Source organism: Thermanaerothrix daxensis (assembly GCF_001306145.1).
Lineage (GTDB): Bacteria > Chloroflexota > Anaerolineae > Anaerolineales > Anaerolineaceae > Thermanaerothrix > Thermanaerothrix daxensis.
In genome coordinates this window covers 650,444-663,787 of record NZ_LGKO01000005.1, presented here as the reverse complement: position 1 = coordinate 663,787, position 13,344 = coordinate 650,444, and the positions used below count along the sequence as shown (strand labels likewise).

The window sequence follows — 13,344 nt, the reverse complement described above, 5'->3', positions numbered from 1 at the left end:
GCGTCCTCAATGATTACAGAGGTCACTATAATCCAAACCCTCAAGATGATAAAAACTATACAAATGAAGTGCCTGAGCCGTTAGCGGTGGTATGGACATATGGAAGTTGACCTGGTCGCCTTACTTAAAAGCATCCCCTGGTTTGTAGAACTCAGCCAGCGCCAGTTAGAGACCCTGGCAGGGTTGGCGCGTGAGCGCTATTTAGCCCCCGGTGAAACTCTTTTCCAGGAAGGTGACCTGCCTGATTTTCTCTACCTTGTTCTGGATGGTCGCGCCAGCGTAGAGATCAGCATGCCCGGTCATGGATCAATTCGCATCTTTCAGGCAGAGCCTCTTGACATCCTTGGCTGGTCAGTGCTCACCCCCGTGGTGCGCCAGCGCACCACGACCGTGCGCGCACTAACCCCTATGCGCTTGCTCGCCTTTGAGGGAAGGGCCTTGCAGCAACAATGCGAATCAGATCCGCATCTTGGTTATGTCATTACTCGCCGATTGGCAAATGTTGTTGCCAGCCAGTTATTGGTGATTCGCCTGCACCTGATGGAGATTTTGATCAATTCCTCCCGCGAGACGGTAGGATAAAGGATAAAGAGGCAGTTATCGGTATAATTTGAATTCTCATGCATGAGTTACCCATCACCGAGAACATTCTTTCCATTGCCCTCAAACATGCCCAGGCAGCGGGTGCCCGCCGTGTCACCGACATTCACATTGTTCTGGGCAAATTTTCCAGCATTGTTGATGACTCGGTCCAGTTCTACTGGGACCTGATCAGCGGTGGCACCATTTGTGAGGGGGCGCGTCTACACTTTCAGCGCCTGACGCCACGCATGCGCTGCCAGGACTGTCAGCATGAATTCGAGGTGACCGGCGAAATCCAGCCTTGCCCGCAGTGCAACAGCCTGAATCTCACCTTGCTCTCAGGAGACGAGTTCTACCTGGAAAGCATCGAGATAGAGCGTTAGTTCAGCCTTTTTCAGTTTAAGGAGATGACCATGACCAACACAACTAAAATTCCGGTGGTCGAAAAAATCCTGGATGCTAATGACCAGGTGGCTGAATTTAACCGTCGCCTGCTTGATGAAGCCAGAGTGCTTGCGCTTAATGTCATGGCCTCGCCAGGCGCCGGAAAAACCAGCCTGATTTTGCGCACTCTGCAAGCCCTGGCTTCTGAGGTACGAATGGCTGTGATCGAGGGCGACACAGCGCCAGTCACTATTGACGCAGATAAAGTCAGCGCATTAGGTATCCCGGCTGTGCAGATTAACACGGGCGGTGATTGCCACCTGGATGCAGTCATGCTCCGCAGCGGATTGGCTCAACTGACCTTAAAAGACCTGGATCTCATCATCGTCGAAAATGTTGGCAACTTAATCTGTCCAGCCACCTTCAAATTAGGTACACATCGGAATATCCTGATCGCCAGCATCCCAGAAGGAGATGATAAGCCGTATAAGTACCCCAACATGTACCGGGGAGTGGATGTGTTAATCATTAACAAGATTGATCTATTGCCCTATATTGATTTCAACATGGCGTATTTCCGCCAAGGCGTAGAACTGCTCAATCCCGGTTTGCTGACCTTTCCCCTCTCCTGCAAAACAGGGGAAGGCTTAGAACCCTGGCTAGAATGGTTGCGCGCTGAGATCAACACTAGACGGCAATGAAACCTTCGTCCCAAGGACTGTATATACGCATCCGCGGCATTGTTCAAGGGGTAGGGTTTCGCCCATTCGTTTACACTCTGGCCACCCGCCATCATCTTAACGGGTGGGTACGCAATACCGCGGCCGGCGTAGAAATCGAAGTTTGCGGTGATCCGCGGGCTCTGCAATCTTTCGTTGCTGATTTGCAAACCCAAGCACCTCCCCTGGCCCGGATCGATTCGTTTGAGGTATTTCCCAGTTCTACTAATCACTGGACGAGTTTCCAAATCATTGAAAGCCAGGCAAACGCGGAAGAATTCCTCCCCGTCTCCCCGGATGTGGCCATCTGCCCAGAATGCCGACAAGAGTTATTCGATCCTAAAAATCGGCGCTACCGGTACCCTTTTATCAACTGTACGAACTGTGGCCCTCGCTTCACAATCATCCGCACCATTCCCTATGACCGGCCCAACACCACCATGGCCGAATTTCCCCTCTGCCCGGCCTGTTCTGCCGAATACCACGACCCCACCAACCGGCGCTTCCACGCCCAACCCATTGCCTGTCCGGAATGCGGCCCGCACCTCCAATTCCTCACCCCTGAGGGCAAGGTAGTTGCAGAGCGAGAAGCAGCCCTTCAACTGGCACGAACCTGGCTGGCTGAAGGGCGCATTCTAGCTATCAAGGGGCTGGGGGGGTACCACCTGGCTTGCGACGCCACTCGTCCGGAGAGTGTGCGCGAATTGCGTCGCCGGAAACAAAGGAGTGACAAGCCCTTTGCCTTAATGGCCTTTGACCTTTCAATCATCGCCCGCCATGCCAGGGTAAGCGAATCCGAACAAAACCTGCTGACCGCCCCCCAGCACCCCATCGTACTGCTGGAACGCATACCGACCTCCCTCATAGCCAGTGAAGTGGCACCGGGACAACGCACCCTGGGCTTCATGCTTCCCTACACACCCCTACACCTTCTGCTCTTGGAACCCGCACCTGGCTTCCCCGAAGCCTTGGTAATGACCAGTGGAAATTTGAGCGAAGAGCCAATTGCCTATCGGGATAAAGAGGCTTTAGAGCGCCTTTCACGCCTGGCAGATGGCTTTCTGATCCATAATCGTCCCATCCACACCCGGGTGGACGACTCAGTAATACGGTCCTTCAACCACCGCCCTTATCCGCTGCGCCGCGCGCGGGGTTATGCCCCGGACCCCATCCGGTTGCCTCAGGAAGTGCCTCCCATCCTGGCCACTGGCGGCGAACTGAAAAACACCTTCTGCCTGACACGCGGAACCTATGCCTTTCTAAGCCACCACATTGGCGATTTGCAAAACTACGAAACCTTTCAAGCCTTTGAGGAGGGCATCCAGCATTACGAGAGGCTTTTCCGCACCCGACCAGAATGGATAGTGGCGGATTTGCATCCCGACTACCTCGCCACCCACTATGCTCAGGAACGGGCTCGCGCGGAGAACATCCCCCTTCTCCTGGTGCAGCACCACCACGCTCACCTGGCCGCCTGCCTGGCAGATAACGGCATCAAAGATCCCGAACCAGTAATCGGGCTGATTTTTGATGGCACTGGTTACGGAACCGACGGCAGCATCTGGGGAGGCGAGGTTCTGATTGGCACCTACGGAGGGTATCATCGCTATGCCCATCTCACGCCTGTGCCCCTGCCTGGGGGCGATCGGGCTGTGCATCAGGTGGCGCGCATGGCCCTCGCACACCTCTGGGCATGCAAACTGCCCTGGGATGAGGATCTGCCCCCAGTGAAAGCTCTTTGCCCTGAGGAGCGCACTCTGCTCCGCAGCATGTTGGAAAGGAAAATCAATTCTCCCCTAACCTCAAGCATGGGGCGTCTGTTCGATGCCGTCGCCGCCCTCATTGGCATCCGTGCCGAAGCCAATTATGAGGCGCAAGCCGCCATGGAACTAGAAAGCCTGGTTGATGAAGATGAAAAAGGGGTCTACCCCTTGCCTGTTGAACCACCCACCATCCTGCTCCGCCCCTTTTGGGAAGCCATTCTGGATGATTTACGGCGGGGCACTCCGTCTCCTCGCATAGCTGCTCGTTTTCATAATAGTATTGTCAATCTGTGTGTGGATGTAGCCGAACAGATCCGTCAGGCCAAAGGGCTTAACCGGGTTGTGCTCAGCGGCGGAGTGTGGCAGAATCAAGTCTTACTGCGACACACCATGCGCGCTCTGGAACAAAAAGGATTTCAGGTTTTCATTCACCTCCAGGTCCCCCCCAATGATGGCGGGCTGGCGCTGGGTCAGGCAATGATTGGAGCCTCGTGGATCAAAGTTAATCCACACTCAACTGGGTTTTAGCTCTATTTATTGATGGAGGATAATTATGTGCTTGGGTGTTCCCGGCAAGATCGTGACCATTTATCAGCAAGCCGGCTTGCGAATGGCAAAGGTGGACTTTGGCGGGGTTTACCGTGAAGCCTGCATTGAAACACTACCAGAGGTCGAAGAAGGTGATTACATCATCGTCCATGCCGGCTTTGCTTTGAACCGGCTGAGTGAGGCCGAGGCTCTGGAGACCCTGCAATTACTGCGTGAGATGGGTGCTCTGGACGAGAATAGCGCAGTGTGATTTGCTCAGGAGCCTGCCATGCAATTGTGGCAAGAATTCCGCAACGCTGAATTGGTACATCGGCTTGCAGAAGAAATTCGGCACCGCGTCACCCGGCCATGGGTGCTGATGGAGATTTGCGGTGGACAAACGCACGCCATTTTGCAATATGGCCTGGATCAGTTGCTGCCCCCTGAGATCGAACTTGTGCATGGGCCAGGTTGTCCAGTGTGTGTCACCCCTCTGGAATTGATTGATAAGGCAATCGCCATTGCTTCCCGTCCCAATACCATCCTGTGCTCCTATGGAGATATGCTGCGCGTACCCGGTTCTCAACGTGACCTCTTCGCAGTTCGAGCCACGGGTGGACGGGTTCAAGTAGTGTATTCCCCTCTGGACGCTGTTCGGATTGCCCGGGAAAATCCAGACAAGGAGGTGGTTTTCTTTGCTATTGGCTTTGAAACCACTGCCCCCCCAAATGCCATGAGCCTGCTTCAAGCCCAGGCGCTCGGGTTAAAGAACTATTCTCTTTTGGTTTCTCAGGTGCGCGTGCCGCCAGCCATGCACGCCATACTAAGTACCCCCACCAACCGGGTACAAGGCTTCTTGTTGGCAGGCCATGTTTGCACAGTTATGGGCTATTGGGAGTATGAGCCCATCGCTGCAAAGTACCAAGTGCCCATGACGGTCACTGGCTTTGAACCTGTGGATCTAATGCAGGGAATTCTGATGACATTGCGTCAGTTGGAAGAAGGACACGTGGGGGTTGAAAATGCTTACTCCCGTGCCGTAACCCGCGAGGGCAATCGTGCCGCCCAAAAAATCATTGATCAGGTCTTCGAACCTTGTGATCGAAACTGGCGCGGTATCGGCCTTATTCCCATGAGCGGATGGGGATTGCGCCCGGAATGGGCTGATTTCGATGCGGAAAAACGCTTCGACGTGGGCACCATTCATGCCCAGGAATCGCCCTTATGCATTGCCGGTCAGATTTTGCAGGGCATTAAAAAGCCCCATGAATGTCCGGCTTTCGGCACCCAGTGTACCCCCCAGGCCCCGCTGGGCGCCCCCATGGTTTCAGCCGAGGGTGCCTGTGCGGCCTACTACCGCTACGGACGCAGCCATCCGTAAAAGCAGGTGCCTGATTCAGAGAGGATATGCATGACCAACTTAACTAACCTGCCCGCCTTTGAAGGCCCCCAGTGCCCGCTTCCCCTTACCCATGCCGAACGCATCGTGCTGGGTCATGGAAGCGGAGGACGCATGACGCACGATCTGATCCGCACCATCTTCCAGGCCCACCTGGGCAACCCTTATCTGAATGCTGGCAATGACTTTGCGCATCTGCCCTTATCACTGGGAAAACCCGATATTGGCCATTTAGCCGTTTCTACAGACTCACACGTCATTTCTCCCCTTTTCTTTCCGGGTGGGGATATCGGGCGCCTGGCAGTATGCGGCACCGTCAACGATGTCAGTATGAGCGGCGCCATCCCGCTCTACCTCACTGCCGGATTCATCCTGGAGGAAGGTCTAAGTCTGGAAAGCCTGGAACGTATTGTGCGCTCCATGCGAATCGCGGCTGAGGAGGCCGGGGTGGTTCTGGTGGCCGGGGATACCAAAGTGGTTGAAAAGGGAAAGGGGGACGGCATGTTCATCACCACAACCGGCATCGGTTGGATCCCACCCGATAGGCCCCCCCTCGGAGGTGCATGCGCTCAACCCGGCGATGTCGTGTTGCTTTCCGGACCCATTGGCGATCATGGGATCGCCGTGCTCAGTGCGCGCGGCGAATTGGGCTTTGAGACGGAGATTCAATCCGACGTTGCCCCGCTTAATCACCTTATCCAGGCCTTGCTACAGAGCGCTCCTCATACCCACGTGCTCCGCGATCCCACCCGAGGAGGATTGGCCACAACGCTGAATGAAATCGCCCAGCAAAGCCAGGTAGCCATTCGAATCGAGGAAACGGCCATCCCAATCCGGCCAGCAGTTCGTGCAGCCTGCGAGATGCTAGGCCTGGATCCTCTCTACATTGCTAATGAAGGGAAAGTTATCGCCATCGTCCCCCCTGAAGAAGCCGACGCCGCGCTGGCGGCCATGCACCGTGCTCCTTACGGTGCTGAAGCCGTGCGCATTGGGTACGTAGAGAGCCAACCCGCCGGGCGCGTGATCTTGCGCACGATGTTGGGCACTCACCGCATTCTCGAGATCCTGAGCGGGGAAATGCTTCCGCGAATCTGCTGATTTGGGCAACGTTTAGCCCCTCGCCCAAAATTAAGCCGGTTAGGGTTTCTTAACCCCAACCGGCCGGAACATGCTCTTCTGACTTCCTCTTCTATTCGTATCGCAGAGCTTCCACCACGTTGAGCCGTGCTGCCTGACGTGCCGGTACTGTCGCTGCCAGCGCACCAAACAGGATCCCAATAGCAATAGCCGCCAGGATGCCCGAAGCGGGGAACAGGTACATCATGGGGAAACCCATCCCCTCAAAGGCTTTTACTGCCATATACCCCATATACAGACCCGCCAGGATACCAAATGACGTGCCAATGGCAGAAAGAATCAGGGCCTCCGAGAGGATGACAGTGCGGATTTGCCGTCGAGTTGCTCCTACCGCACGTAACATGCCGATCTCGCGGGTGCGCTCGATTACCCCAATGGCCAATGTATTCACCATTGCAATCAATGAAGGAATGGCCAGGAAGGCGGCCATGGCATACATGCTGAGAAGCACGACATCAAGCAAGCGCTTGTTCTCTTCCACATATCGCTTGCCACTAAATAACTTAAACTGGGGATAGGATTTAAGCAACTGCGTAATGGCGGCTTCCACCGCGGCTTGATCGGCCCCTGATTTGAGATTGACCTGATAAAAGACATCCTCATTACGACCAAAATCTACGGCCAGATTCTGCTGGGAGATGTAACCAGTGGTCGTCTTGGCGTTCAAATAATCCGTGGCAATGCCGACCACGCGATAGACCTGCTGACCCGTAGGGGTCAACAGCGTGATTTCATCCCCCAGGTGAATACCAGCCGCCGCCGCTAAGACCCCATTGATGATAATAGCGCGTTCGTTCTCCAGGGCCCGGTAGGCGCTCTCTGGATCCCCTGCGCTGAAGGAAAGGGCATCCAACTGCCGGTAGGCCCGTGGGTCCACCCCCAGCAAACCAACCGCAACGCCGTTCATCTGACTCCCTGCAAAGCGCAGAGTGCTTACCAGTTCCACACCCGGGATTTCACGCAATTTTTGCGCCAATTCGGGCGCCGCACCCGTGTTCGAACCCCAAACAGCCACAGTCGGCGGCATAATCAAAAAGTCACTCCCCAGGCTCTTTTCCAGCACATGGATGAAAGTCAGCGTGACCGAGGAGAGCACACTGGCCATCATAATTACCACGGCCATCGCGATCATGGTGGTAGAGGCGGTCACGGTGGCACGACCGGGCTGGCGGCTGAGATTACCTTCCGCTAGTTGCGCCGTGCCTTGACGGGCAAAAAGAAGAGCCAGGAGATTACCAAATAATACCGCAATCGGATTGATCAATGCCGGCGCCATCAAAATCAATGCGCCCACGAAAAAGATGGCTCCGATCCCCAGCCAGGCTGCCTGACCACTGATAAGAATGGCCACCCCTAAAACCATCAGCACCACACCACTCCAGAAGGAAAAGCCAGTCAGGCGCTTAAGACTTACCTGCCCTACCGAAGGGCGTAAAGCCTCCAGGGGGGTCACCCGCGCGGCAGACTGCGCTGGCAGCAAGCCCGCCAGCACCGTCACACCAATTCCCATGATGGACGACACCAATACCAGAGACGGCGAGACAGCTGGCAGCCCGACTTTGATATTGAGGTACTGCTGGCCAACGGGCACAATCAGCTGAAGCAGTAACCAGCCAAACAGATAGCCAAATACCAGGCCCGCCACAGTCCCTACGACCCCTTGAATCAATCCCTCGGTCAGGATCAGTCCCCGGATGGTGGCACGGTTGGCACCAAGTGCCCGCAGCATCCCAATATCGCGGCGGCGTTCCGCCACAATGGTGCGAAAGGTATTGAAAATGATGAACCCCCCCATCAAAAGCGCCAGAAACCCCATCAAATTGAAAATCATCTGAGCGTTGCGGATATTGGTCAAAATCTCCGAACCGCTCTCCAGCGCACCTATCTTATAGGCATCTCCCACTGCTGTGAGGATACGTTGCTGAATCTCCGCTCGTCGCGCCTCCTCTAACGTATCCAGGTTGATGTCAATGAGGTTGATCTTCCCCGGCATGTTGAGCAAGCGCTGGGCCTCGGCAAGGGTTACCAGCACTTCTTCATTTCCGGGCAACGCCCGTTCGGGCAAAAGCCCCACGATTTTTAGATCTGCGATCCCTATGGCCGTGGGCAACGATAGGGTATCTCCCACCCCAACCCCTACCTCACGGGCAAGAGAACGGGTAATCACCGCCGCGCTCGGGTCATCGGGTTGTAGAAAGCGTCCCTCGACCACATTGAAAACAATCATCTGCCGAGCAAGGTCTGGATCAATCCCTTTAAGCAATACCGCATTAACACGGTCGGGGAGATTGGGGGCATGATCGAAATAATCCGCCGGAAGATTGATCAGCCGTTCCAGTGATCCGGTCGCAACTTTAACCCCTTCCACCTGGCGCACTTTCTCCAGCACGCCGGGATCAAATGCTTCGCCTGTTTTATGGGTAATGGTAACGTCAATTTGCCCGGCAACTGCCATCATCTGGGTCTGAAACGCCTGGACAAATGTTGGCATGAACGTATTCATGCCAAAAATGACCAGCACGCCAAACAGAATGGCCAGGGTTGTCAACGCAGTGCGCAATTTTCGTCCGCTGAGATAGCGAAGTGCTAACTTTATGTACAGGTTCATGCCGCACTCCTTTTCGCCGCAATCAGTCACCAATTTCCTTCATTTTTCCCACGACCGCACTAACCTCGTCTCCATTACGGCTTTCCATGATCGTCTCATCCACAATCTGACCATCCTTCAAAAACACAATTCGATCTGCGTAGGCCGCAATGCGAGGATCATGGGTGACCAGAAGAATTGTGCGCCCCCACTCGGAAGAAATCTGGCGCAGCAACATGGCAATTTCTTCCGAGGCCCGAGAATCCAGGTTGCCCGTAGGTTCGTCGGCCAGGATAATAGACGGCTCGCTGGCCAGAGCACGCGCGATGGCCACACGCTGCTGCTCACCCCCCGAGAGTTCCGAAGGGCGGTGGGTCAGCCTGGGGCCCAACCCAACACGTTCCAACCATTCACGTGCCCGCTGGTAGGCCTCATTCGGTCGCATTCCATCCAGAATCATCGGTAAGGCTGCATTCTCCAAAGCATTGAGAACCGGGATCAGGTTAAAAAACTGAAAGACGAAGCCCATTTTACGCCGCCGCAGTGCGGTCACCTGATCATCGTTCAATCGAGTGAGATCCTCCCCCTCAATCATCACCTTGCCGGAGGTTGGGCGATCCAAACCGCCGATGAGATGTAGCAGGGTGGACTTCCCACACCCACTGGGTCCCATTACGGCCACAAATTCACCGGGCTGAATGGCCAGATTAATGCCTCGCAGAGCATGGACGGCAGTGGCACCATGCCCATAAACTTTTGTAAGGTCTTGGGTGGAGACAATGGGTTGCATGTTGAGATTCCTCCTTCTTTTTCATTTTGCGATCTTTTGAGGCCTGCCGCGTGGGCGATGCTCCGGCTCAGGGATGGGTTGCTTACGTACCTCTTCCAACCGGGCTTCAATCATGTCCAACCAGCGCAAATCGGCTTCCAGGTGCATTACCGCCTGATCTAGTAAAAGGATATGTGCTAGTGAAGTGGAAGGGTCCAATTCCATGCGTAGAGTGGAAAGGCGGTGCAGTTCCTGGAATAAACTGGCACGCTGAATATAAATCAGGCGGCGCGGATCAGCCTGGCCCGTGGCCAGGGCTAACATGAGTTTTAGAAAGAACTCATCCCGCTGAGGCTCAACCCGCACCGGAGTTTCAAACCAACGCTTTAACTCCTCACGCCCGGCGGCGGTAATGGCATAACGACGCTTTTCGGGAAGTTCCGATGAACAGGTCTCATCTTCCGCAATCAACCCGCTTTCCTTCAATCGCAATAGAGTCGTGTAGATTTGGGCTGGTTTGAGATCCCAAGTCTCACGCCCCCCTGCCATTGCCTGAAAGGCCTGCAATAATTCATAGCCGTAGCGATTACGCTGGCTTAGCAGTCCCAGGATAGCATTGCGAACAGACATAGCAAAACACTCACCCGTTACATATTTTCCCGAAAATATATAACCGGTACATATTTTTGTCAAGGAGATTGCACGTGGGATTTTCGCGAGGGTTACGCCGAAAAAGAACCCAAAGAGTTTGTGAAGGAATCACTCCACCTCTTGACTCTGCTCTCAAAACTTGCTACAATGAATGCGAACGTTCGCACGAACGTTCGCATTCAGAGATTTATTTACCTCAATCCCACCCATGGTCAGAAACCGCGCCACCCTTAAGGATGTTGCCCGCCGCGCTGGGGTCTCTTACCAGACGGTCTCAAAGCTTCTTAACCGCCAGATCCGCCTTTCCGAAGAGACGGAACGCCGCATCTGGAAAGCAATCGAAGAACTGGGGTATACCCCACACTACAACGCCCGCAGCCTGCGTGCGCAGCGCAGTTTTACCATCGGCTACTCCTGGCCCCCTTCCCCACCAGACGAAACCAACCCAATCCTGGACCAGTTTCTTCAGAGCATGTTCGTCGCCGCAGAGGCCCGTGGCTATTTCCTGCTCATGTTTCCCTATCATTATCAGGTTGACAAACAATTAGCCGCTTACGCCGAACTAATAGACGCGGGACGGGTTGATGGATTCATCCTTTCAAGTGTGGAATACAATGATCCTCGCATCCGCTACCTCCAGGATCGGAAATTTCCATTTGTAGCCTTCGGACGCTCAAATCCCGATTGGCGCTTCCCGTGCATTGATGTGGACGGTGGACGCGGGCTTTACGATGTCACCCAGCATCTGATCACGCTGGGTCATCGGCGCATCGCGGTCCTGGCGTGGCCGGAGGAATCCCGGGTAGGTAATAACCGCCTGGAGGGCTATCTGACCGCTCTGAGCGAGGTGGGTATTCCGGTTGACCACGCATTAATTCTGCGCGGCGAAGGACGCCTGGATTTTGGCTACCACGCCACCCACCACCTCCTCAGCCTGCCCCTTCCACAACGCCCAACGGCTGTAGTCGCCCTCAACGACTACATGGCCATTGGGGCCATGCAGGCTGCGCAAGAGCGTGGTTTGCGTGTGGGGGAAGACCTAGCCATTTCGGGCTTTGACGACATTCCCCTGGCTCGCTATCTTACTCCGCCTTTGACATCTATACGACAACCCATCTGGGAAATTGGTCAGCAGGTCATCCAACACCTGATTGACATTATCGAAACCGGTGTTCCCCCCGAACCCCGGTGCTTGCTGGTTCCCCCCACTCTGATCGTACGCGCCTCAACAGCTCCAAACGCCAAGGCGAGTGCGCTCTCAAATTCACCCTCAGCAAAGGAGGTGGTCAACCGGTAAAGTTTTCAAGTTTTGCCGACTCTCCCCCCACTGTTCAATAAAGGAGCCACCCTTCTCCCCGCCAGGGCATGCCAGGGTGGCCCCACCAAGCAAGGCTTGCGCCTGCTTGTAACCCGATAGTATAACACACCCTTTTCACTCTCTCGATGCGCAAATCTAAGGAGGAGAACCCATGAAAACCTTACGTATGACAATGGTCCTGATGGCAATCGTGGCGTTAATCCTTGCGGCCTGCGCCCCTGCCACTCCCCAGGTTGTCAAAGAGACCGTCGAAGTTGAAAAGCAGGTTGTTGTAACCCAGGAAGTAGTCAAAGAAGTACCCGCACAGCGCGCGGTGGTTCGTCTTTCTGGTTGGGCCGCCAGTCCCGAAGAAACAGCACTGCTCCAGTCGTTGTTACTGGACTTCACTGCCGAGAATCCCGATATTGTAGTGAAATACGAACCCATTACCGGAGATTTCTGGGCAACTCTGAAAACCTCCATTGCCGCTGGCACAGAACCGGATATCTACTACATGGATATCTTCCAGTTCCCGGCCTTCGTGCAGGATGACGTCATGCTGCCGCTGGATGATCTGATGGCCACGACCGGCACCAAGAAGGAGGAGTTTATTCCCTCGCTCATTGACGCATTCTCTGCTAATGGTAAGGTCTACGGTATCCCCAAAGATTTCAACACCCTCGGGCTTTTCTACAACAAAGACCTCTTTGCCCAAGCCGGCCTGGCTGAACCCACGGACGACTGGACCTGGGACGATCTAAAAACCGCGGCTGAAAAACTCTCTAACCCCGCCAACAACATCTACGGTCTGGGAGTACCGGCTGACGCAGGGCGCTTCCCCATCTTCGTCTTCCAAAACGGTGGTTCGATCATGACCCCCGATTTCCAGGATACCCTGCTGGATTCGCCCGAAGCCATTGAAGCCGGAAAGTTTTACACCTCCTTCCGCGCCGAGAAAATCGGGGCCATTCCAGCAGATGTAGGTGAGGGCTGGCAAGGAACCGTTTTTGGCAAAGGTCAATTCGCCATGGTCTATGAAGGCGGCTGGCTGATCCCCTACCTCAAGCAGCAGTTCCCCAATATCAACTACGGGGTCGTCGTGCCCCCCGCCGGGCCCAAGGGTGAGGGCAATCTAATCTTCACCGTGGCTTATGTGATCTCCAAGAACAGCAAGAATCCCGAAGCCGCCTGGCGCGTCATCAATTACCTGACCAGCGAGGCCGCGCAGAGGAAAGTAATGGAAAGCGGCTTTGCCCTGCCCACCCGCCTCTCACTACAGGAGAGCGACTACCTGAAGACGAACCCAGCCTCTGCGGCGATCTTCCGCGGAGCACTCCAGGGTGCGCGTCCTTTCATGTGGGGTTTGGTCGGCTCAGACGTGAATGATCAGATGACCAAAGCCCTAGAACGCGTTTATCTTGAGAACCAATCCGTGGAAGAGTCTTTCAAACAAGCCGCTGAGGCCATTCGCCAGAAACTGGCCGAGTTAAAGTAGGTGCATCACAGGGGGAGGGGCCTGATTCCCCTC

At 55.0% G+C, this 13,344-nt stretch carries 12 protein-coding genes; 9 read left to right on the top strand and 3 right to left on the bottom strand.

From position 1 onward, the window contains the following. Nucleotides 1–99 precede the first annotated feature (99 nt). The 7 genes from SE15_RS11710 to hypE are packed head-to-tail and all read left to right on the top strand — an operon-like array spanning nt 100 to nt 6,473. On the top strand, nt 100–582 hold the full coding sequence (locus SE15_RS11710; protein WP_054522282.1) for a cyclic nucleotide-binding domain-containing protein: 483 nt from the start codon (nt 100–102) through the stop codon (nt 580–582). Nucleotides 583–620: 38 nt separating this feature from the next. Beyond that, nucleotides 621–965: a hydrogenase maturation nickel metallochaperone HypA gene (gene hypA / locus SE15_RS11705; RefSeq protein WP_054522281.1), complete on the top strand. Its 345-nt coding sequence runs from the start codon at nt 621–623 to the stop codon at nt 963–965. Between the two features lie 30 nt (nt 966–995). Beyond that, nucleotides 996–1,667, top strand: a complete 672-nt coding sequence (gene hypB, locus SE15_RS11700) for a hydrogenase nickel incorporation protein HypB (protein ID WP_054522280.1) — start codon at nt 996–998, stop codon at nt 1,665–1,667. Continuing rightward, nucleotides 1,664–3,976, top strand: coding sequence for a carbamoyltransferase HypF (hypF, locus tag SE15_RS11695; RefSeq protein WP_054522279.1), 2,313 nt, complete (start codon nt 1,664–1,666; stop codon nt 3,974–3,976). The genes hypB and hypF overlap by 4 nt, the downstream gene beginning before the upstream one ends. Before the next feature lie 25 nt (nt 3,977–4,001). Next, on the top strand, nt 4,002–4,247 hold the full coding sequence (locus SE15_RS11690) for a HypC/HybG/HupF family hydrogenase formation chaperone (RefSeq protein WP_054522278.1): 246 nt from the start codon (nt 4,002–4,004) through the stop codon (nt 4,245–4,247). Between the two features lie 18 nt (nt 4,248–4,265). Beyond that, nucleotides 4,266–5,357, top strand: a complete 1,092-nt coding sequence (gene hypD, locus SE15_RS11685) for a hydrogenase formation protein HypD (protein WP_054522277.1) — start codon at nt 4,266–4,268, stop codon at nt 5,355–5,357. Between the two features lie 30 nt (nt 5,358–5,387). Continuing rightward, complete coding sequence (gene hypE, locus SE15_RS11680) at nt 5,388–6,473, top strand: hydrogenase expression/formation protein HypE (RefSeq protein ID WP_054522276.1); 1,086 nt, start codon at nt 5,388–5,390, stop codon at nt 6,471–6,473. 91 nt (nt 6,474–6,564) lie between these two features. Here the strand turns inward: hypE and SE15_RS11675 are convergent, their stop codons facing one another. From SE15_RS11675 to SE15_RS11665, 3 genes are read right to left on the bottom strand one after another with little or no spacing between them, the layout of a single operon-like run. Further along, entirely contained in the window at nt 6,565–9,120 is a 2,556-nt protein-coding gene (locus SE15_RS11675) for an FtsX-like permease family protein (RefSeq protein WP_054522275.1), read from the bottom strand. Nucleotides 9,121–9,142: 22 nt separating this feature from the next. Then, on the bottom strand, nt 9,143–9,889 hold the full coding sequence (locus SE15_RS11670) for an ABC transporter ATP-binding protein (RefSeq protein ID WP_054522274.1): 747 nt from the start codon (nt 9,887–9,889) through the stop codon (nt 9,143–9,145). Between the two features lie 21 nt (nt 9,890–9,910). Next, a complete protein-coding gene (locus SE15_RS11665) occupies nt 9,911–10,498 on the bottom strand; it encodes a PadR family transcriptional regulator (protein WP_054522273.1) in 588 nt (195 codons plus the stop codon). Between the two features lie 229 nt (nt 10,499–10,727). Between SE15_RS11665 and SE15_RS11660 the strand changes: the two genes are divergently transcribed. Both SE15_RS11660 and SE15_RS11655 read left to right on the top strand, forming a co-directional pair. After that, nucleotides 10,728–11,816, top strand: a complete 1,089-nt coding sequence (locus SE15_RS11660; RefSeq protein ID WP_083461903.1) for a LacI family DNA-binding transcriptional regulator — start codon at nt 10,728–10,730, stop codon at nt 11,814–11,816. A gap of 172 nt (nt 11,817–11,988) precedes the next feature. Next, nucleotides 11,989–13,311: an ABC transporter substrate-binding protein gene (locus SE15_RS11655; protein ID WP_054522272.1), complete on the top strand. Its 1,323-nt coding sequence runs from the start codon at nt 11,989–11,991 to the stop codon at nt 13,309–13,311. Nucleotides 13,312–13,344: the final 33 nt, after the last annotated feature.